The sequence below is a fragment of the Rhizobium sp. Root1212 genome (assembly GCF_001424985.1).
Taxonomy (GTDB): domain Bacteria; phylum Pseudomonadota; class Alphaproteobacteria; order Rhizobiales; family Rhizobiaceae; genus Pararhizobium.
Genome location: NZ_LMDA01000012.1, coordinates 255,862 through 275,408, shown reverse-complemented (window position 1 = coordinate 275,408; position 19,547 = coordinate 255,862). Strand labels below are relative to the sequence as shown.

General features: G+C 62.5%; 19 protein-coding genes. 11 read left to right on the top strand and 8 right to left on the bottom strand.

Annotated elements, in window-relative coordinates:
• Positions 1-24 precede the first annotated feature (24 nt).
• Together xdhB and xdhC are read left to right on the top strand one after the other, a co-directional pair.
• Positions 25-2,385, top strand: a complete 2,361-nt coding sequence (xdhB, locus tag ASC86_RS13400; RefSeq protein ID WP_056321711.1) for a xanthine dehydrogenase molybdopterin binding subunit — start codon at positions 25-27, stop codon at positions 2,383-2,385.
• Positions 2,382-3,206, top strand: coding sequence for a xanthine dehydrogenase accessory protein XdhC (gene xdhC, locus ASC86_RS13395; protein ID WP_280136981.1), 825 nt, complete (start codon positions 2,382-2,384; stop codon positions 3,204-3,206). Before xdhB ends, xdhC begins: the two co-directional genes overlap by 4 nt.
• On the opposite strand, the gene ASC86_RS25820 is transcribed toward xdhC, so the two are convergent.
• Positions 3,182-3,385, bottom strand: coding sequence for a hypothetical protein (locus ASC86_RS25820; protein ID WP_156387042.1), 204 nt, complete (start codon positions 3,383-3,385; stop codon positions 3,182-3,184). The two genes, xdhC and ASC86_RS25820, sit on opposite strands and share 25 nt — an antisense overlap.
• Before the next feature lie 102 nt (positions 3,386-3,487).
• On the opposite strand from ASC86_RS25820, the gene ASC86_RS13390 reads away from it, so the two are divergent.
• The 4 genes from ASC86_RS13390 (at position 3,488) to ASC86_RS13375 (ending at position 8,240) form a co-directional block, all read left to right on the top strand.
• Positions 3,488-4,384, top strand: a complete 897-nt coding sequence (locus tag ASC86_RS13390; RefSeq protein WP_056321708.1) for a LysR substrate-binding domain-containing protein — start codon at positions 3,488-3,490, stop codon at positions 4,382-4,384.
• Between the two features lie 77 nt (positions 4,385-4,461).
• A complete protein-coding gene (locus ASC86_RS13385) occupies positions 4,462-5,697 on the top strand; it encodes a urate hydroxylase PuuD (RefSeq protein WP_056321705.1) in 1,236 nt (411 codons plus the stop codon).
• Complete coding sequence (gene guaD, locus ASC86_RS13380) at positions 5,694-7,007, top strand: guanine deaminase (protein ID WP_056321703.1); 1,314 nt, start codon at positions 5,694-5,696, stop codon at positions 7,005-7,007. The genes ASC86_RS13385 and guaD overlap by 4 nt, the downstream gene beginning before the upstream one ends.
• A gap of 96 nt (positions 7,008-7,103) precedes the next feature.
• Positions 7,104-8,240: an alpha-hydroxy acid oxidase gene (locus tag ASC86_RS13375; protein ID WP_056321700.1), complete on the top strand. Its 1,137-nt coding sequence runs from the start codon at positions 7,104-7,106 to the stop codon at positions 8,238-8,240.
• Between the two features lie 95 nt (positions 8,241-8,335).
• Here the strand turns inward: ASC86_RS13375 and uraH are convergent, their stop codons facing one another.
• The 5 genes from uraH to ASC86_RS13350 form a co-directional block, all read right to left on the bottom strand.
• Positions 8,336-8,698 (bottom strand): hydroxyisourate hydrolase, encoded by a 363-nt coding sequence (gene uraH / locus ASC86_RS13370; protein ID WP_056321698.1) that lies wholly within the window; start codon positions 8,696-8,698, stop codon positions 8,336-8,338.
• Positions 8,699-8,718: 20 nt separating this feature from the next.
• The gene (locus ASC86_RS13365; protein WP_056321695.1) at positions 8,719-9,222 is read right to left on the bottom strand and encodes an ureidoglycolate lyase; all 504 of its coding nucleotides are present in this window, start codon (positions 9,220-9,222) and stop codon (positions 8,719-8,721) included.
• Positions 9,222-9,722, bottom strand: a complete 501-nt coding sequence (uraD, locus tag ASC86_RS13360) for a 2-oxo-4-hydroxy-4-carboxy-5-ureidoimidazoline decarboxylase (RefSeq protein WP_056321692.1) — start codon at positions 9,720-9,722, stop codon at positions 9,222-9,224. The genes ASC86_RS13365 and uraD overlap by 1 nt, the downstream gene beginning before the upstream one ends.
• On the bottom strand, positions 9,722-10,651 hold the full coding sequence (gene puuE / locus ASC86_RS13355; protein ID WP_056321689.1) for an allantoinase PuuE: 930 nt from the start codon (positions 10,649-10,651) through the stop codon (positions 9,722-9,724). The genes uraD and puuE overlap by 1 nt, the downstream gene beginning before the upstream one ends.
• Positions 10,652-10,755: 104 nt before the next feature.
• Positions 10,756-11,547: a DUF1045 domain-containing protein gene (locus tag ASC86_RS13350; protein WP_056321686.1), complete on the bottom strand. Its 792-nt coding sequence runs from the start codon at positions 11,545-11,547 to the stop codon at positions 10,756-10,758.
• Positions 11,548-11,741: 194 nt separating this feature from the next.
• On the opposite strand from ASC86_RS13350, the gene ASC86_RS13345 reads away from it, so the two are divergent.
• Positions 11,742-12,143 (top strand): PRC-barrel domain-containing protein, encoded by a 402-nt coding sequence (locus tag ASC86_RS13345; RefSeq protein ID WP_056321684.1) that lies wholly within the window; start codon positions 11,742-11,744, stop codon positions 12,141-12,143.
• A 90-nt stretch (positions 12,144-12,233) separates the two neighbouring features.
• Here the strand turns inward: ASC86_RS13345 and ASC86_RS13340 are convergent, their stop codons facing one another.
• Positions 12,234-13,367 (bottom strand): FAD-dependent oxidoreductase, encoded by a 1,134-nt coding sequence (locus ASC86_RS13340; protein ID WP_056321682.1) that lies wholly within the window; start codon positions 13,365-13,367, stop codon positions 12,234-12,236.
• 39 nt (positions 13,368-13,406) lie between these two features.
• Between ASC86_RS13340 and mnmD the strand changes: the two genes are divergently transcribed.
• Together mnmD and ASC86_RS13330 are read left to right on the top strand one after the other, a co-directional pair.
• Positions 13,407-14,132, top strand: a complete 726-nt coding sequence (gene mnmD / locus ASC86_RS13335; protein ID WP_056321679.1) for a tRNA (5-methylaminomethyl-2-thiouridine)(34)-methyltransferase MnmD — start codon at positions 13,407-13,409, stop codon at positions 14,130-14,132.
• A gap of 105 nt (positions 14,133-14,237) precedes the next feature.
• Positions 14,238-15,824 (top strand): trimethylamine methyltransferase family protein, encoded by a 1,587-nt coding sequence (locus tag ASC86_RS13330; protein ID WP_056321676.1) that lies wholly within the window; start codon positions 14,238-14,240, stop codon positions 15,822-15,824.
• A gap of 160 nt (positions 15,825-15,984) precedes the next feature.
• Here ASC86_RS13330 and ASC86_RS13325 read toward each other — a convergent pair whose 3' ends face one another.
• Positions 15,985-16,479, bottom strand: coding sequence for a host attachment protein (locus ASC86_RS13325; RefSeq protein ID WP_244477608.1), 495 nt, complete (start codon positions 16,477-16,479; stop codon positions 15,985-15,987).
• A 115-nt stretch (positions 16,480-16,594) separates the two neighbouring features.
• Here ASC86_RS13325 and ASC86_RS13320 point away from each other — a divergent pair, with 115 nt between their 5' ends.
• A complete protein-coding gene (locus ASC86_RS13320; protein ID WP_056321671.1) occupies positions 16,595-17,695 on the top strand; it encodes a DNA alkylation repair protein in 1,101 nt (366 codons plus the stop codon).
• A gap of 292 nt (positions 17,696-17,987) precedes the next feature.
• Positions 17,988-19,499 (top strand): DEAD/DEAH box helicase, encoded by a 1,512-nt coding sequence (locus ASC86_RS13315; protein WP_056321669.1) that lies wholly within the window; start codon positions 17,988-17,990, stop codon positions 19,497-19,499.
• Positions 19,500-19,547 lie beyond the last annotated feature (48 nt).

The window sequence follows — 19,547 nt, the reverse complement described above, 5'->3', positions numbered from 1 at the left end:
GCCCGCAGAACGGAGGATGCTCTAATGGATAAATCCACCTTCGAAGAGCGCAAGGTCATTGCCGGCGGCATGCACGCCGGCCTTCGCCACGACAGCGCCCACAAGCATGTCTCCGGCAGCGCCGACTATATCGACGACATCGCGGAACCCGCCGGCACGCTCCATGCTGCGCTCGGCCTCACCGACCGCGCCCATGCGGAAATCGTCTCGATGGACCTTTCCGAAGTCGAGGCCTTCCCCGGCGTCGTCTGCGTGCTGACGGCGCGCGACATGCCCCATGTCAACGACATCAGCCCCAGCCATCTCGACGACGAGCCGGTGCTTGCCGATGGCAAGGTTGAGTTCCACGGCCAGCCGGCCTTCGCCGTGATCGCCGAAACCCGCGATATCGCCCGCCGCGCCGCCCGCAAGGCGAAGATCGTTTACAACGACCTGCCGCATGCAACCGACATTCTCGACGCGCTGGAAAGCGGCGGCGCATTGGTGACGAAACCGCTGACGCTCGCCCGCGGCGACGCCGAGGCCGCTCTCGAAACCGCACCGCGACGGCTGAAGGGCCAGATGCGCGTCGGCGGCCAGGAGCATTTCTATCTCGAAAGCCACATTGCCTTTGCCATTCCCGGCGAGGACAACGAAGTCATCGTCTGGTCCTCGACCCAGCATCCGAGCGAAGTGCAGCACATGGTCGGCCATGTGCTCGGCATTCCCTCCAATGCCGTGACGGTACAGGTGCGCCGCATGGGCGGCGGCTTCGGCGGCAAGGAAACCCAGGGCAACCAGTTCGCGGCGCTCGCCGCCGTCGCCGCCAAGAAGCTCAAGCGCCCGGTGAAGTTCCGCCCCGACCGCGACGAGGACATGACCGCGACCGGCAAGCGCCACGACTTCCTCGTCGATTACGACGTCGGCTTCGACGACGACGGCCGCATCCTCGCCGTCAATGCCAACTTCGCCGCCCGCTGCGGCTATTCCTCCGACCTTTCCGGCCCTGTCACGGACCGCGCCCTCTTCCATGCCGATAGCTCCTATTTCTATCCGCATGTAAAGCTGACCTCGCAGCCCCTGAAGACCAACACCGTTTCCAACACCGCCTATCGCGGTTTCGGCGGGCCGCAGGGCATGATCGGCGGCGAGCGCATCATCGAGGAGATCGCCTATGCCCTGGGCAAGGACCCGCTCGATATCCGCAAGCTGAATTTTTACGGCGAAAAGGGCTCCGGCCGCGATATCACCCCCTACCACCAGCAGGTGGAAGACAACATCATTCACCGCATCGTCTCCGAGCTGGAGGCGAGCGCCGATTATCAGGCGCGGCGGCAGGCGGTGCTCGACTTCAACCGCAAGAGCCGCGTCATCCGCAAGGGCATCGCGCTGACACCGGTGAAGTTCGGCATCTCCTTCACCATGACCGCCTTCAATCAGGCCGGCGCCCTCGTCCATGTCTATCAGGATGGCTCGATCCACCTGAACCATGGCGGCACCGAAATGGGCCAGGGGCTCTATACCAAGGTGGCGCAGGTTCTGGCCGACAGTTTCCAGGTCGATATCTCCAACGTGCAGATCACGGCGACGACGACGGCCAAGGTGCCGAACACCTCGGCCACTGCCGCCTCCTCCGGCTCCGACCTCAACGGCATGGCCGCCTACGATGCCGCCCGCCAGATCAAGGAACGCCTGATCGCCTTTGCCGCCGAACGCTGGCAGACCGATCCGGAGAATGTCAGCTTCGTGCCGAACCATGTGAAGATCGGCGAAGAGCGCGTGCCCTTCTCCGATTTCATCAAGCAGGCCTATTTCGCCCGCGTGCAGCTTTCCGCCGCCGGCTTCTACAAGACGCCGAAGATACATTGGGACCGCAATACCGGCCGCGGCACGCCCTTCTATTATTTCGCCTATGGCGCCTCCGTCTCGGAAGTCTCGATCGATACGCTGACCGGCGAATACATGGTCGACCGCGTTGACGTACTGCACGATGTCGGCAAGTCGCTGAATCCGGCGATCGATATCGGCCAGATCGAAGGCGGCTTCGTGCAGGGCATGGGCTGGCTGACGACGGAGGAACTCTGGTGGGACGACAAGGGGCGGCTGCGCACCCATGCGCCCTCCACCTACAAGATTCCGCTCGCCTCCGACCGGCCGAAGATCTTCAACGTCAAGCTGGCGGAATGGGCCGAAAACGCCGAGATGACCATCGGCCGCTCCAAGGCCGTCGGCGAGCCGCCCTTCATGCTGCCGATCTCGGTGCTGGAAGCGCTTTCCATGGCCGTCGCCAGCGTCGCCGATTACCGCGAATGCCCGCGCCTCGATGCCCCGGCAACTCCGGAACGGGTGCTGATGGCGGTGGAGCGGCTGCGCGCCGGCGGGGGCCTGACAGGCTTGAACCGGTGAATTTCGCAGCCCAGAGCCTCGATGCCTTCCTCGACCGCGAGCTGCGGCTCGTCATCGTCGAAGTCATGGAAACGCGCGGATCGACGCCGCGCGAAACTGGCGCGATCATGCTGGTCTCGCCCACCGATCTGCACGGCACGATCGGCGGCGGTCAGCTGGAATATATGGCGATCGACAATGCCCGCTCGCTGCTGGCCGGCGTCGGTGGCGCCGTCACCATGGACATTCCGCTCGGGCCGGATATAGGCCAGTGCTGCGGCGGCCGGGTGCTGATCGGTTTTCGCATCTGCGACGATGCCGCCCGCTCTGATCTCCGCAAGCAGATCGAGGCACGGCGCAACGATTTTCCCGAAGTCTGGCTGTTCGGCGCCGGCCATGTCGGCCGGGCGCTGACCGACGCGCTGCTGTTACTGCCGGTGAAGACTTACGTCGTCGAAACGCGGGAAACGGAACTGGCGCAGCTTTCGGCCGGCGCGCATCATCGTCTCGCGGCAATGCCCGAAGCGGTGATCGAGGAGGTGGCGCCGGGCAGCGCCGTCATCATCCTCACCCATGATCATGCGCTCGATTTTCTGATCGCAAAGGAAGCGCTCGCCCGCGACGACCTCGCTTATATCGGCATGATCGGCTCGAAGACGAAGCGGGCGACCTTTTCTAGTTGGGCGGGGAAAGAAGGTTTGGGAAGCGCCGCGCTTTCGCGACTGGTGCTTCCCATCGGCGGCACCGCCGTTGATGACAAGCGGCCGGCGGTCATCGCAGCTTTGGCGGTGGCGGAAATCGTCACCGCCCTTGCACATTACCGTGTCAGCTTCGAGTCTTGAGGCGCCTCGCGCCCGTCGATCAGACCCAAATCTCTTTTGATGTAATCCGAGGTCACATCGAGGTCGAGGGCACCGGTTGTTCGGCAATCCCCATGCAGCGCGCGGGTGAGCGCATGCAGCAGGCGATGAGACCATGAAAGATCGATTTGATGAGTTTTTTCACATGCTTGGAGCGTCATTGTAACACCTTTGTATCCTTGGGAAGACACGTTGCACCTTGCGCCCAAACATGCTCAAACTCCAATCGAACGTCAGCGTCGATAGATCAAGAGACCTTATCCATGAAACTGTCGCGACAGATGCCGCTCAATGCGCTGCGCGTCTTCGAGGCCGCCGCAAGGCTGAAGAGCTTCACCAAGGCCGGCGATGAACTCGGCATGACTCAGACGGCCGTGAGCTACCAGATCAAGCTTCTGGAGGAGCATGTCGGCGAGCCCTTGTTCCTGCGTCGGCCGCGGCAGGTTTCGTTGACGGAGGCCGGCGAGCAGCTTCGCCCGAAGGTGGCGCAGGGTTTTTCCATTCTGGCGGAAGCGCTGACCTCGGTCAGCGCCGAAACCGGCCAGATGCTGCATATCGACTCCACCGCAACCTTCGCCCAGCAATGGCTGACGCGGTATCTCGGCTCCTTTCAGCTGCGCCATCCCAATATCGCGGTCCGGCTTTCGACCTCGCCCGTCGTCATCGATTTTGCCGAAACGCAGGCCGACGTCGCTATTCGCTACGGCCACGGCCTCTGGCCGGGCCTGAAGGCGCACCGCATCATGCGCATGGATTTTTCGCCGATGCTGAGCCCGAAGCTCGCCGAAAAGGTCGGCGGCATCCGCGAACCCGCCGATCTGCTGAAGCTGTCGATCATCAGCGCCGGCGATATCTGGTGGGAGCAATGGTTTACCGCCGCCGGGGTGAAAAACCCGAACCTCAAGCGCTTCCTGCCGAACGAACTCGGCACCCAGGCCTTCGATGCCGGCATGGCGATCGCCGGCCAGGGGGTCGCCATTCTCAACCCGCGGCACTTTCAGGAGGAGGTAGAAAGCGGCCGGCTTTACCAGCCGTTTTCGCTCACCTGCAATGACGGGCGCGACTACTGGCTGGTCTATCTCGAAAGCCGCCGGCATGTGCCGAAAATTCGCGCCTTCCGCGACTGGATGCTGAGCGAATTTCCGGTCGATGCCGATTGAGGGAAAAGCGGAATTTAACTTTCCTCCCGCTGGTTTTTTCCGCAATGTGACGACGCGGAGAGAATAAGGGGAACACCATGTACGAATACGCCATCGCGTGGGAATGGGCAGCTTTTGCGGTCCGCTGGCTGCACGTTATCACGGCGATTGCCTGGATCGGCTCGTCTTTCTATTTCATCGCGCTCGACCTCGGCCTCGTCAAGCGGCCCGGCCTGCCCGCCGGCGCCTATGGCGAGGAGTGGCAGGTGCATGGTGGCGGTTTCTATCACATCCAGAAATACCTCGTGGCACCCTCCAACATGCCGGAACATCTGATCTGGTTCAAATGGGAGAGCTACGCCACCTGGCTTTCCGGCTTTGCCATGCTCTGTCTCGTCTACTACGGCGGCGCCGATCTCTTCCTCATCGACCGGCATGTGCTCGACGTCTCGGCGACGACGGCGATCGCCATTTCACTCGGTTCGCTCGCCATCGGCTGGATTTTCTACGATCTGCTCTGCAAATCGCCGCTCGGCAAAAACACCTGGACGCTGATGCTGATCCTCTACGTGGCGCTCGTCGCCATGGCCTGGGGTTATACGCAGGTGTTCACCGGCCGCGCCGCTTTCCTGCATCTCGGCGCCTTCACCGCGACGATCATGTCGGCCAACGTGTTCTTCATCATCATGCCGAACCAGCGTATCGTCGTCGCCGACCTGATCGCCGGGCGCACGCCGGACCCGAAATACGGCGTCATCGCCAAGCAGCGCTCCACCCACAACAACTACCTGACGCTGCCCGTCATCTTCTTCATGCTGTCGAACCATTATCCGCTGGCTTTCGCCACGGCCTATAATTGGATCATCGCAGCACTCGTCTTCCTGATGGGCGTCACCATCCGCCACTGGTTCAACACCACCCACTCCCGCAAGGGTAAGCCGACCTGGACCTGGCTGGTGACGTTGCTGCTCTTCATCCTGATCATGTGGCTTTCGACGGTGCAGAAACCTGCCACCGAAGACGCTGCCGCCGTGTCGCCCGCCTTTCAGCAGTTCGCCTCCAACACGCATTTTCCTGCCGTAAAGGATACGATCTCGACCCGCTGCAGCATGTGCCACGCCGCAGAGCCGGTCTTCGAAGGCATCGTGCGGCCGCCCAAGGGCGTGATGCTGGAAACCGACGCCGAGATCGCCGCCCATGCGCGCGAAATCTATATTCAGGCGGGCCGCAGCCACGCCATGCCGCCCGGAAACGTCACCGACATGACCGGCAAGGAACGGGCGCTCCTGACCGCCTGGTTCGAAAGCTCTGCGACGGAAGGCAAGGTAGAATGAAGACGACGCTGGTCCGGGCGCGCACGCTGAGTTTTTTGCGTGCGCCCCTCTCGATGGATGATACCGCTGCATGGCGCTACGAAAGCGACGGAGCGCTTCTGGTCGTCGATGGCATCATCCTTGCAAGCGGCGCCTACGCCGCGGTGCGCGAACAGGCGCCGGCCGATGTGGTCGAGATCGACCATCGCCCGCACCTGATCGTGCCGGGCTTCATCGATACCCATGTGCACTTTCCGCAAATGCAGGTGATCGGCTCCTATGCCGCAAATCTTCTGGAATGGCTGAACACCTACACCTTCCCCGAGGAATGCCGCTTCGTCGAGACAGCGCATGCGCAGCGTATCGCCGGCTTCTTCTACGACGAGATGATCCGCCACGGTACGACCACGGCCGTCGCCTATTGCTCCGTTCACAAGGCCTCGGCCGACGCCTATTTCGGCGAGGCCCTGAAGCGAAACATGCGCATGGTCGGCGGCAAGGTGATGATGGACCGCAACGCCCCGCAGGGCCTGCTCGATACCCCGCAAATGGGCTATGACGAGACCCGCGCCGTGATCGCGGAATGGCACGGCAAGGGCCGCAACCACGTCGCCATCACTCCCCGCTTCGCCATCACCTCGACCCCGGAACAGATGTCGGCGGCGGAGGCCCTTGCCCGCGAATTCCCCGATCTGCACATCCAGACCCATCTTTCGGAAAACCGCGACGAGATCGATTTCACCTGCTCGCTCTTCCCGGAAGCCGACGACTACACCGATATCTATGCACGCTACGGCCTGCTCGGCCAGAAATCGCTCTTTGGCCACTGCATCCATCTTTCCGAGCGCGAGCGGGACGCCATGAGCGAAACCGGCTCGATTGCCGTGCACTGCCCGACCTCCAATCTCTTCCTCGGCTCCGGCCTGTTTCCGCTGAAGGAACTGATGCGGCGGGAAAAGCCGGTGCGCGTCTCGGTCGCCACCGATGTCGGCGGCGGCACCAGCTATTCGATGCTGAAGACCATGGACGAGGCCTACAAGATCCAGCAATTGCTCGGCGAACGGCTGAACCCCTTCGACAGCTATTACCACATGACGCTCGGCAACGCCGAGGCGCTGTCACTTGCTGACCGGATCGGTACACTGGATGCCGGCACGGACGCCGATTTTATCGTGCTGAACATGGCCGCGACACCGGCCATGGCGGTGAAGGCGGAGGTGGTCAATTCGCTGGCCGAAGAGCTTTTCCTGCTCCAGACCATGGGCGACGACCGGGCCATCGTCGAAACCTACGTGGCCGGCGTCGCCTCGAAAGGCACGCTTCGAACCTGAGAGAAAAGAGGTAAATTAATTTTACCTCTTTGCGTTTCCACCCTTAACAAGCCGCGCCCGGACGTGATATTGCGATGGCAACACAGGGGTCCTGCCATGTCCACACCGCTCGAAATCGCCGATCTCAAAGCCCTCGCCAAGCGTCGCGTGCCAAAAATGTTCTTCGACTACGCCGATAGCGGCGCCTGGACCGAGGGCACCTACCGGGCAAACGAGGAGGATTTCAAGAAGGTGAAGCTGCGCCAGCGCGTGCTGGTCGATATGACCAACCGCACGCTGGAAAGCACGATGATCGGCCAGAAGGTCTCGATGCCCGTCGCGCTCTCCCCGACCGGCCTTACCGGCATGCAGCATGCCGACGGCGAGATGCTGGCGGCGCAGGCGGCGGAAGAGTTCGGCGTACCCTTCACGCTGTCGACGATGAGCATCTGCTCGATCGAGGATGTCGCCTCGGTGACGACCAAACCCTTCTGGTTCCAGCTCTATGTCATGCGTGACCGGGATTTCGTGAAGAACCTGATCGACCGCGCCAAGGCGGCAAAATGCTCGGCGCTGGTGCTGACGCTCGACCTGCAAATCCTCGGCCAGCGCCACAAGGACCTCCGCAACGGCCTCTCCGCGCCCCCGAAATTCACACCGAAACATATCTGGCAGATGGCGACCCGCCCGCTCTGGTGCCTGCAGATGCTCGGGACGAAGCGCCGCAGCTTCGGCAACATCGTCGGCCATGCCAAGAATGTATCCGATCTCTCGTCGCTGTCAGCCTGGACGGCCGAGCAGTTCGATCCGCAACTGTCCTGGGATCACGTCGCCTGGATCAAGAAAATGTGGGGCGGCCCGCTGATCCTCAAGGGCATCCTCGATGTCGAGGATGCCAAGATGGCGGCCCGTACCGGCGCCGATGCGATCATCGTCTCCAACCACGGCGGCCGCCAGCTCGACGGCGCTCCCTCCTCGATCAGCATGCTGCCGAAGATCGTCGATGCCGTCGGCCACACAATGGAAATCCACCTCGATGGCGGCATCCGCTCGGGCCAGGATGTGCTGAAGGCGATCGCGCTTGGCGCCCGGGGCACCTATATCGGCCGCCCCTTCCTCTACGGCCTCGGCGCCGGCGGCAAGGCCGGCGTCACCATGGCGCTCGATATCATCCGCAAGGAGATGGACATCACCATGGCGCTCTGCGGCAAGCGGGATATCCACGATATCGACGGAAGCGTGCTGGCGGAATAGTCAGTAGTGCAAATAGAAAGGGGATGGGTGCGAGACACCCATCCCCTTCCTGACAATATATTCTTTCCGAAGGAAAGACGTGTGCGACAGCCGCCTCAACTGCCTCGATAGGTCGAGTAGCTGAAGGGCGAGAGCAGCAGGGGCACGTGATAGTGGCTGCCCGGCTCGGCGATGCCGAAGCGCAGCGGGATAACGTCGAGGAACGCCGGCTCGGGAAGCTTCGCTCCCGAACCGCGCAAATAGTCGCCGGCATGGAAGACAAGCTCGTAAACGCCGATTGCGAAGGCCTCGCCCTCCAGCATCGGGCCGTCGACGCGGCCGTCATCGTTGGTGGAGACCGTGCGCAGCAGGGTCTTGTTGTCGCCCTCGATGCGGTAGAGATCGATCTTCAGCCCTTCTGCCGGCGTGCCGAGCGCCGTATCGAGGACATGGGTGGTAAGTCGGCCGGCTTTGCTCATGGTAATCTCCGTCGCTGCCTTCAGGGGCGTTCGATGACAAAGGGATGATCGAAGAAGACTTCCTCGAGATTATTGCCCGGCCCTTCGCGATCGACGACGATGAAATCGCTGACCGAACCGACCGCGATCAGCGGATGGTGCCAGACATTGCGACCGTAGTTCACGCCCTGCGATCCGCTGGCGCGGAAGGCGCGCGGCGTGCCCGGCTTGCCGTTTTCGTCCGGCGCGACCACGACCAGCCATGAGCCGCCGCCGATGGGCGAAAAGCTCTGCGAGCCGAGCGGATGCCGTTCCATCATGTCGACAACATAAGGAAAACTGCGCGGCTGGCCACGGAAGAGGTTGATGATGACGGATGCGCCGTCCCCGATCACATCCGCTCGGCCGAGCGCATGAAACCGCTCGGTCGTGCCGCTATTGATATACCGCATCTTCTTCGGATCGGCTTCGATGACGGTGCCGAAGGGCGCGAACGCCGCCGCGGTCAAAGGTTCGATAACGAGAGCCTGCAGGGTCGCGGCCATCACTCCGCGCTCCCCGGCAGCATGGCTTGCAGGCGCAAGGCAGCGATCTTCTCGACCTGTGCAGCGGCCGTATCCAGTTCCTGCCGCGGCGTGTTGCCGATACGGCTTTCGAAGGCTTGGAGAATATCGTCCTTCGTCAGTCCCTTGACGGCGATGATGAAGGGAAAGCCGAATTTTTCCATATAGGCGGTGTTCAGCTCGGTGAAGCGAGCATGCTCGGCAGGGCTCAGGCGGTCAAGACCGGCAGACGCCTGCTCGGCCTTCGAATCCTCGGTCAGCCCGCCCGCAAGAGCAAGCTTTCCGGCGAGATCCGGGTGTGCCCGCAACACATCCAGCCGTTCCGTCTCCGCAGCATTACGGAAGGCGACGACCATGCCGGCATGCACGTCCTCAGCCGTCAGCGGCATATCCGGCCGCGCATCATAGGCCCGCTCAGCGACCCAGGCGGAATGCTCGAACACCCCGCCGAAGCGGGAAACAAAATCCTGTCTGGTCGTCATCACAGCGCGCCTTCCGGCTTGTGATGTTCGTACCAGTGGCGGGCGATATCGATGCGCTTCGGAATCCAGACCTTGTCATGGCTCAGCACGTAATCGACGAAGCGGGCGAGCGCCGCCGCGCGGCCCGGACGTCCGACGAGGCGGCAGTGAAGCCCGACATTCATCATCTTCGGGCTGCCTTCGGCGCCTTCGGCATAGAGAACGTCGAAGGTGTCCTTCAGATAGTTGAAGAACTGGTCGCCCGAGTTGAACCCTTGCGCCGTCGCAAACCGCATGTCGTTGGCATCGAGCGTGTAGGGAATGATCAGATGCGGCTTGTCCGGCGTCAGGCCAGGCACCCAATAGGGCAGCTCATCGGCATAGCTATCGCTGGAATAAACGAAACCGCCCTCTTCCAGAACCAGCTTCAGCGTGTTGTCGGACGGCTTGCCCTGATACATGCCGAGCGGATGCGAGCCCGTCAGTTCCTTGTGCAGCCGCACAGCTTCGAGGATGTGCCTGCGCTCTTCCTCTTCCGGAAAATCCTTGTATTCCAGCCAGCGATAGCCGTGGCTGGCGATTTCCCAGCCGGCTTCCTTCATGGCGGCAACCGCTTCCGGGTTACGCGCCATGGCGAGCGTTACGCCGTAGACGGTGACATCGACCTTGCGGCTGGTGAACAGGCGCCACAGCCGCCAGAAACCGGAGCGGGAACCGTATTCATAGATCGATTCCATATTGAGGTTGCGCTGCCCCGGCCAGGACTGCGCACCGACGATTTCGGACAGCAAGGCTTCGGAGCCCTTTTCGCCGTCCAGAATGCAGCTTTCGCCGCCCTCTTCGTAATTCACGACGAACTGAACCGCGATATTGGCATCTCCGGGCCAGCGCACCTTGGGAGGGTTGCGTCCATAGCCGACGAGGTCGCGCGGATAAGTTTTTTCTACCATGATTTCATCCTTCGATTTCCCGGATACGGTAGCGTATCCAAAACGGAAAAGTCGAGATGAAATTGTGATTTTCCGATGGGGAAGGCCGGTCCTGCCGGCGTCTTTCAGCGGGCGTGAAGGCGCATGGAAAGCGCCGCCATCTGCTCAGTTGCGATCGGCGCCACCACGCCGTCGCCGCCCTTTCGGCGGATGCTCGGGCGATGGGCTGGAAGCTTGCCGAGCGGGTGCTGCGAATGGACGCGCAGCGGCGCGCCCGGCTCCGTCTCGACGAACAGCGCAAGGCTCGCCACCTTGACCGGCTCGGTGAGCAGCGGCTCGAAATAACCACGCAGCGCGGTTTCGAAACGCTCGCGCAGATTGGGGTGCAGCGCGCCGGTCAGCATCATGTGGAAGCGGAATTCGTCCATGACATAAGGATATCCCCAGCGATACAGATTGGTGAATTGCGGTGCCGTCAGCGCATCGGAATCACGCCGTTCGATCTCCGCCTCCGTCAACGGCGCGCGAAAGCGGTCGAAGGCCTCCACTGCGGAGGCCGCGAGATAGTTCATGTCCGCGCATTCCGCCGAGGGCATAAGACCGTAGAAATTTCCGAGACGTGCGACGTCCATCTGCGGGATTTCGAAGGGCACGGCAGCACTGGCGAATTGCATCATGAATTTCAGAAGGCTCGCCTCGGTCTCGTCCGGATGCAGCCGGAAGGGCGCCTTGATCGTGCCGTGGAAACCGTAGCGGCGCGGAACGGCCGTGTGGAAGGCGATCTCCTGGCGGCTGAAACCGGCGATCGACGGCGGCTCGCAGGCCTCCCCGGAATAGACGTTGCGCCCGAGCCAGCTTGCCGCGGCAACGGCCAGCGGGTCGTGTATAGAGGGCGTGAAATAGATCGCGTACCGCATCTGCAGGTCCTTGATTCGGATATCTGCTGCCCGAGATAGACCAACTTCGTGACAGGACGACAAAGACGCGATCCGGATTGCCCCGGCATTCCTAAGTTGCGAAAGCGAAAGCTTATTTTCCCGGTTTTACGAAAGGGAACCATTCGCGCCGCGAACCGTTTTTCTTGTCGATGCAACAAACAGGGAGATAGATCATGACCTATCAGGGTTCTGAATTTCAGGGCACGCGTCAGGATGCGACGATCCGAGAGACCCACGATTTGATCGCCAGCGACAAGGTCGAGGGCACACGGGTCTATGGCGCAGATGGAAAGCATATCGGCTCGATCGAACGCGTCATCCTGGAAAAGCGCAGCGGCCGTGTCGCCTATGCCGTACTCGCCTTTGGCGGTTTTCTGGGCATGGGAGAGGATCATTACCCTCTGCCCTGGGCAAAGCTCTCCTATGACGAGGACTTGGGCGGGTACCGTACCGAAGTCACCCGCGACCAGGTCGAAAACGCGCCGAAATACCATGGCGATGACGAATACGACTGGAACCGCGAAAACGGCCGCCACATCTACGATTACTACGGCGTGCCGCCATATTGGATGTAATGCAGGCTGATGCGGGAGCCCTTGATGAGGTCGGGAAGATCCTCGTAACAAGTTCTAGGATGACGATGGAGTGTGAGGCGGGCTTTTGATTCAGCCCTGTAAGGCGAGATGATGGGCGACGGTGAAGGATGACGGCAATGTCTCCGCGCCGCCCGCGATGCCCGCAACCACCCCCTCCGCCAGTCGATGGGCGATCCCGAAGCTGATCTTGAATCCGCCGCCAAGCACAACGAGCTTTTCGTGTTCGGGATGACGGCCGGCGATCGGGTCTCGGCCGATTGCCTTGGGGCGCAGGCCCGCCCAGCGCTCCACGACCGGGGCCAGCTCAAGACAGGGCGCGAAGCGGCGAGCGCGCGTAATCAAACCATCCAGTTGATCATCGATGGAAACGGGGTCGTCGAACCGCTCTTCGCTGGTGCTGCCGACCGCGACGCGGCCGTCTTCATGTGGAATAATATAAAGACCGTCGTGGAAGATCACCGGCCATGTGGGATCGACCTTCGCATCGAGCAACGCCGCCTGCCCTTTGACGGGCACGCCGATGGGCTGCTTCAGGGAACCACCGTTCAGACGGTCGAGGACATCGAAGGCACCAACGCCGTTTGCCAAGAGGCATGCACCGAAACTGACCGTCAGGCCATTGGACAGGCAGGCCCTACCGGTTTGCGGATCGATGTCAACGGCATCGCATCCCTCGTCGAGGATCACGTTTTGCTGCCGGCCGAGCCATGCCTTGAGAACGGCCAGCAACAATCTCGGCGAGACACGGGCGGCGAGCGTGTCAAAGACGATCCCGGACGCGGTGAACTCATCCGCCGGCCAGCCGGATATCTGCGGGCATTCCATCACGTTCCAGAAGAAGGAGCGATCCTGCTGGTTCCAGTTGGTCAGCGCTTCCTGCTCGTGCCGGAGTGCGATATCGCGCAGATGCGGCTTCGGCAGCGGCATGATCCGTCCGCAGCGCCGGTAGCCCGCCGAAAGCCCCGTCTCAGCTTCAAGCCGAGCGATCTCGCTTTCAAGCGAAACCAGCGCTTCGTATTGGAATTGCTTTTTGGCGTTCCAGCGGTCGGGCATATGCGGCATCAGCGCGCCGAGCAGGCCGCCGCTTGCGCCGGCGCCGATCCGCTCGCGTTCCACGAGATGCACCGAAATCCCTGATCTTACCGCCTTCACCGCGGCCCAGAGCCCCATGATGCCGCCGCCGACGATCAACACATCCGTCATCGATTGACCTTCCCGCCAGCCGGGATTAACGCTTCGCGAATGACCGACAGCACCCTGGAAAACACCCCGTCGCCGCCCGATCATCAGACCTTGAGTTGGGACGAGGGCGATATGCCCTATTCGCGGGAATTTGGCGATCACTTTTATTGCCGCACCGATGGCCGGCTGGAATGCGGCCATGTTTTCCTGGCCGGAAACGGCCTGCCGGAACGCTTTAAGGGCAAGGCGGAGTTCACCATCGGCGAACTCGGCTTCGGCACCGGGCTGAATTTCTGCGAGACCTGGCGGCAGTTCCGCGAAACGGCCGAAGACGGCGAGCGGCTGCATTTCGTTTCGTTCGAGCGCTTTCCCATGCGACGCGCCGAGATCGACCGGGCACTCTCCCATTGGCCGGAAATCGAGCGCGAACGGCTGGCGCTCGCCGCCGCCTGGCCGGACGAACCGGCGGGACGGGTTGCCCTCGATCTTGATGAGCAAGCGCGACTGACCGTCGTCTGCGGCACCGCTTTCGAAGAGATCGGCCGTTTCGACGGCCTGTTCGATGCCTGGTATCTCGATGGCTTCGCGCCGGCGCGAAACCCCGACATGTGGTCGGCGGAACTGATGCAACTGGTCCATGACAAGACCCGCCCCGGCGGCAGCTTCGCCACCTATGCCGCGGCCGGTTTCGTGCGCCGGAACCTGCAATCGGCAGGATTCGCGGTTGAGCGGCGCAAGGGCTTTGCCGGCAAGCGCGAGATGCTTTGCGGTGTCAAAGCGGGCTGATCGGGTGCCCCAGTTTTCTGTCTAGGAAGCTTGCTGTCGCAAATGGAAGGCCATTTTTCGTCATGAACAGGCAGTCTGGCGACGTGCCTAACCGATGGAAAAGCCATGAGCGACAACCAAGCGACGACGCCTTCCCTCACTGATACAGATGCACCCGTCGAGCGCCGCAAACGAGTCGGAGGGCGCGGGGCCGAACGCTCCCGCAAAAGCCTGGGCGGCTTGAAATATCTCAATCTCGTCAATACGCTGCAGAAATCGAAAATCGTCGATGACGAGACGATCGAGGCGATCCACGAGGCGTCGTTGACCGTGCTTGAAGAAATCGGCATGGACGTCATCCTGCCGGAGGCCCGCACCCTGATGAAAGCCGCCGGCGCAGATATAACGCCGGGAACCGACCGGGTGCGCTTCGACCGCGGCCTGATCTCGGAGATGATAGCCTCGGCTCCTTCCGGCTTCACGCTGCATGCCCGCAATCCGCTGCGCAACGTCCAGATCGGCGGCAACAACCTCGTCTTCGCCCAGATCGCCAGCGCCCCCTTCGTCGCCGACCGCGAGGGCGGCCGCCGAGCCGGCAATCAGGAAGACTATCGCAAGCTCGTCAAGCTCGCCCAATCCTATGACATCATCCACACGACCGGCGGCTATCCGGTCGAGCCGGTCGATATCCACGCCTCGGTGCGCCATCTCGACTGCCTCTCGGACATGGTGAAGCTTACCGACAAGGCCTTCCACGCCTATTCGCTCGGCAGGCAGCGCAATCTCGATGCGCTGGAGATTGCACGCATCGGCCGCGGCATTACACCTGAGCAGATGGAGCAGGAACCGTCGCTGTTCACCATCATCAACACCTCCTCGCCGCTCAGACTCGACGGGCCGATGCTGCAGGGCATCATGGAAATGTCGGCGCGCAATCAGGTGGTCGTGGTCACGCCGTTTACGCTGGCGGGCGCCATGGCGCCGGTGACCATCGCGGGCGCGTTGGTGCAGCAGAACGCCGAGGCGCTTTCCGGCATCGCCTTCACCCAGATGGTGCGGCGTGGAGCGCCGGTGATGTATGGCGGCTTCACCTCCAATGTCGACATGAAGACCGGGGCGCCAGCCTTCGGCACGCCGGAATATATGAAGGCGGTCATCGCCGGCGGCCAGCTTGCCCGCCGCTACGGCATTCCCTACCGCACCTCCAACACCAATGCGTCCAACACGCTCGATGCGCAGGCCGCCTATGAATCGGCGATGTCGTTGTGGGCACTGACACAGGGCGGCGGCAATTTCATCATGCACGCGGCCGGGTGGAGCGAAGGCGGACTGACGGCCTCCTTCGAGAAATTCATCCTCGATGTCGATATGCTGCAGATGGTGGCGGAGTTCCTGAAACCGCTCGATGTCAGCGCCGATGCGCTGGGCCTCGATGCGATTCGCGACGTAGGGCCGGGCGGCCATTTCTTCGGCACGCCGCACACACTTGCCCGCTACGAGACGGCCTTCTACTCGCCGATCCTCTCGGACTGGCGCAATTTCGAGACCTGGACGGAGGCCGGCCGCCCGACGACCTACGATCACGCCAACCGCATCTTCAAGGAAAAGCTCAACGAATACGAACGCCCGCCGCTCGATCCGGCCATCGAGGAAGAACTCGATGCCTTTGTCGCGCGCCGCAAGGCGGAAGGGGGCGTGCCGACGGATTTCTGAGAGAGGCGCGACAATCTCTGTCGTCCCCTCTCCTCGCTGGCGGGTAGAGGGTTATGGTGAGGGGCGAAACTGTCATCCTTGAAGGCGCTGAAGCGCCTGCCCCTCATCCGGCCTGTCGGCCACCTTCTCCCCGCAGGCGGGGAGAAGGAATTACCCGCCATCACTGCTCAAACATAACCGAGCGCACGGACGAAATCAGTTTGTCCGTCGGCAGGCGGGCGTAATCCTTGCTGATTTCGACGGTCGTCCGCTCGCGGGTGGCATTCGACAGCATCGAACGCAGATCCCCGAGTGTCTGCGGTGCAGCGCACAGCACCAGACGATCGAACGCGCCCTGCTGGGCATAGGCATCGATCTTCCCGGCAATTTCGGCGGTAAACTTCTGCTGCTCCTCGCGCACCGGGTCGCTGCTGTATTCCATCGCCGAACGACCCTGGCCATTGGATGAATGGCTACGGCCGGGCTTGTCGGCCATGATGTCCTGAACGCGCTTGGTCTGTAGCTGAAATATCTCCTGCTCGGGGTTCTGGGGTTCGTCCTTCAGAAAATTCACACCCTTCAGAAGGCGGGCCTGATTTCCATCGGCGGCAAGAATCCATGTGGTGGGCATCGTTCTCTCCTCGGGCAGTTGCGCTGCCCGGATGGCGGCGCACATAGGGGTTTAAATACGCCGGCACCCGCAAAGGTTCCGCAAACTCTGGAAAACCGGGAAGACCACCTGTCAGCAGGCCCTGCAACGGCTATCGTCGCGGGAGGTAGCAGGAGCGAACATGGCCGAACCCTTGAAAAACCTGATCCATCCCGGACTTGTCGAGGCTATGGGAAACCATATCGGCCGGCACGCCTCCACCTTCGACCGCAAGCGCTTCACGGCGCTGGCGACGAAAGATATGGAGAGCCTCGAACTCATGCAGCGCGCGCTGCAAATTTCGGACGCGCTTGAAGCCACCTTGCCGGAGGATTTTCCTGAGGCCGCCGCCCTTCTTTCCGCAAGCTTGCCGCACACGGACCGCCCCGGCCTTGCCGGCTGGATGCTGCTGCCCGTCAACCAGTATATTGCCCGCCGCGGCCTCGACGATTTCGAGATATCGCTGGCCTTGCTCAAGGAACTGACCCGCCACTTCACCGCCGAATTCGGCATCCGCACCTTCATCCACGCCGATCAGGACCGGGCGCTCGCCGAGATCGCCGGCTGGGTGCGCGATGCCAACCACCATGTGCGCCGCCTGGCAAGCGAAGGCACTCGCCCGCGCCTGCCCTGGGCCATGCGCCTGCCGAAACTGATCGCCGACCCGCAACCGATCCTGCCGATCCTTGAAACCCTGCTGGACGATCCCGAGGACTATGTCCGCCGTTCCGTCGCCAACAGTCTCAACGACATCGCCAAGGATCATCCCGATCTGGTCGCCGAGTTCGTGGCGCGCCATATCGTCGACGCCTCCCCCGAACGGACGCGGCTGCTACGCCATGCCTCGCGAACGCTGTTGAAGAAGGGACATGCCGGAGCGCTCGGCAATTTCGGTTTTGGCGCGCTCGAGGCCATAGCGGCCAACCTTGCGATATCGACGCCGAAGGTCGTCTTCGGCGATGGCGTCGATTTCACGCTTTCGCTGGAAAACACCGCCGCCGCGGCACAGCAGGCGATGATCGATTATGCCGTCCATCACCGCAAAGCCAACGGCACGCTGGCGCCGAAGGTGTTCAAATGGAAAAGCCTGATGCTCAGGCCAGACGAGACGGTCAACCTTTCCCGCAGACACGCCCTGCGGCCCATCACCACCCGGCAATATTATCCGGGCACGCACCGCATCGATATCCTCGTCAACGGCGTTGTCGTCGCCAGCGGCGATTTCGAGCTTTCGATGGATTGAGACGCCTCTTCGCACCTGCACAAAACACCTCTTGACTTTTCATCGCAAAACAACGACATGAGGGCAGCGTCACCTTCCGGCCGCCGCGTGAGCGAGCCCTGCAGACAGATTTCTGCGAAGAAGGCCAGCGCTCGGACTAGGCTCGCCAAACGACGGCGAATAAGCAGCGCAGACCGTATTTTTTCAACCCACAAGTTCCCACTTCACGCGGGGTTCTTGACGCGAAGCGAAACCGGAACGGCATGGTGCCATTCCGGCGAAATCGTTTTGCGCCCCGAAAGGCGTTTATACATTGACCACTTTTAAAGACCTCGGCCTCTCTGAAGGCGTGCTGGCGACCCTTGCGACCGAGGGTTTCGTTACGCCCACGCCGATCCAGGCCCAGGCTATCCCGCTTGTCATGGAAGGCCACGACCTGATCGGCCTCGCCCAGACCGGCACCGGCAAGACGGCCGCTTTCGGCCTGCCGATGATCGAGAAGATGCTGGCCGACGGCAAGCGCGCCGATCCGCGCAACATCCGCGCCCTCGTGCTCGCCCCGACCCGTGAGCTGGTGAACCAGATCGCCGCCAACCTGAAGACCTTCGTCAAGAAGTCGCCGCTGCGCGTCGGCCTCGTCGTCGGCGGCGCGTCGATCAACAAGCAGTCCGAACAGCTCGGCCGCGGCGTTGAAATCCTCGTCGCCACCCCCGGCCGCCTGCTCGATCTCATCGCCCGCAAGGCCGTGACGCTGACCCAGGCCCGCTATCTCGTGCTCGACGAAGCCGACCAGATGCTCGACCTCGGCTTCATCCACGACCTGCGCAAGATTTCCAAGCTGGTGCCGAAGAACCGCCAGACCCTGCTGTTCTCGGCCACCATGCCGAAGGCGATCGCCGAGCTTGCCAGCGAATACCTGAGCGACCCGAAGCGCGTCGAAGTCTCGCCTCCGGGCAAGGCAGCCGACAAGGTCGAGCAGTATGTTCACTTCGTCGCCGGCCAGTCGCAGAAGACGGAAATCCTCAAGAAGACCCTCAACGAAAACCCGGATGGCCGCGCCATGGTCTTTTCGCGCACCAAGCATGGCGCCGAAAAGCTGATGAAGCATCTCGACCACACCGGCTTCTCGGTCGCCTCGATCCACGGCAACAAGAGCCAGGGTCAGCGCGAACGGGCCTTGAAGGCCTTCCGGGACGGCGAAATCCGCGTGCTCGTCGCCACCGACGTCGCTGCCCGCGGCATCGACATTCCCGGCGTCACCCACGTCTACAACTACGACCTGCCGGAAGTGCCGGACGCTTACGTCCACCGCATCGGCCGCACCGCCCGCGCCGGCCGGGATGGCATCGCGATCGCCTTCTGCGCACCGGACGAAATCCGTCTGCTGCGCGATATCGAACGCCTGATGAACATCGATATCGCCGTTGCCAGCGGTGAAGTTCCCGCCGACCGCGCCCGCCCGAAGGGTGCCCGTGGCGGCAACGGCGCCCGCAACGCCCAGCGCGCCACTGGCGACGGTCACAACCAGCGCCGCGCCCGTCCGCAGGGCGGCAGCGACAATGCGCCCCGCACCGAGCGCGCCGCACCGAGCCCGTTTGCCGGCGACGAACTGATCGCCGACGGCCAGCCGCAGCGGAAGCAGCATCGCAAGGGCCAGGGCCCGGCGGCACAGGCTGCCCATGAAGCGGCAGCCGCCAAGCGCGGCAACCGCGGCGGTCGCCCCGGCCAGAAGCAGGGCCAGTGGCGCAACCGCGGCGGCAATGGCGGCGGCGGCCAGCAGGGTCAGCGCCGTCAGGCCGGCGGCCAGCGCCGCGACGAAGCCTGATCGGTTTCAAAGACAAAAATTGAAGGCGGCGGGCTTTGTCCCGCCGTT

Coding starts and splice junctions, on each gene's coding strand:
- xdhB (WP_056321711.1), top strand. CDS start 25: ATGGATAAATCCACCTTCGAAGAGCGCAAGGTCATTGCCGGCGGCATG.
- ASC86_RS25820 (WP_156387042.1), bottom strand. CDS start 3,385: ATGACGCTCCAAGCATGTGAAAAAACTCATCAAATCGATCTTTCATGG.
- ASC86_RS13390 (WP_056321708.1), top strand. CDS start 3,488: ATGAAACTGTCGCGACAGATGCCGCTCAATGCGCTGCGCGTCTTCGAG.
- ASC86_RS13385 (WP_056321705.1), top strand. CDS start 4,462: ATGTACGAATACGCCATCGCGTGGGAATGGGCAGCTTTTGCGGTCCGC.
- guaD (WP_056321703.1), top strand. CDS start 5,694: ATGAAGACGACGCTGGTCCGGGCGCGCACGCTGAGTTTTTTGCGTGCG.
- ASC86_RS13375 (WP_056321700.1), top strand. CDS start 7,104: ATGTCCACACCGCTCGAAATCGCCGATCTCAAAGCCCTCGCCAAGCGT.
- uraH (WP_056321698.1), bottom strand. CDS start 8,698: ATGAGCAAAGCCGGCCGACTTACCACCCATGTCCTCGATACGGCGCTC.
- ASC86_RS13365 (WP_056321695.1), bottom strand. CDS start 9,222: ATGGCCGCGACCCTGCAGGCTCTCGTTATCGAACCTTTGACCGCGGCG.
- uraD (WP_056321692.1), bottom strand. CDS start 9,722: ATGACGACCAGACAGGATTTTGTTTCCCGCTTCGGCGGGGTGTTCGAG.
- puuE (WP_056321689.1), bottom strand. CDS start 10,651: ATGGTAGAAAAAACTTATCCGCGCGACCTCGTCGGCTATGGACGCAAC.
- ASC86_RS13350 (WP_056321686.1), bottom strand. CDS start 11,547: ATGCGGTACGCGATCTATTTCACGCCCTCTATACACGACCCGCTGGCC.
- ASC86_RS13345 (WP_056321684.1), top strand. CDS start 11,742: ATGACCTATCAGGGTTCTGAATTTCAGGGCACGCGTCAGGATGCGACG.
- ASC86_RS13340 (WP_056321682.1), bottom strand. CDS start 13,367: ATGACGGATGTGTTGATCGTCGGCGGCGGCATCATGGGGCTCTGGGCC.
- mnmD (WP_056321679.1), top strand. CDS start 13,407: ATGACCGACAGCACCCTGGAAAACACCCCGTCGCCGCCCGATCATCAG.
- ASC86_RS13330 (WP_056321676.1), top strand. CDS start 14,238: ATGAGCGACAACCAAGCGACGACGCCTTCCCTCACTGATACAGATGCA.
- ASC86_RS13325 (WP_244477608.1), bottom strand. CDS start 16,479: ATGTGCGCCGCCATCCGGGCAGCGCAACTGCCCGAGGAGAGAACGATG.
- ASC86_RS13320 (WP_056321671.1), top strand. CDS start 16,595: ATGGCCGAACCCTTGAAAAACCTGATCCATCCCGGACTTGTCGAGGCT.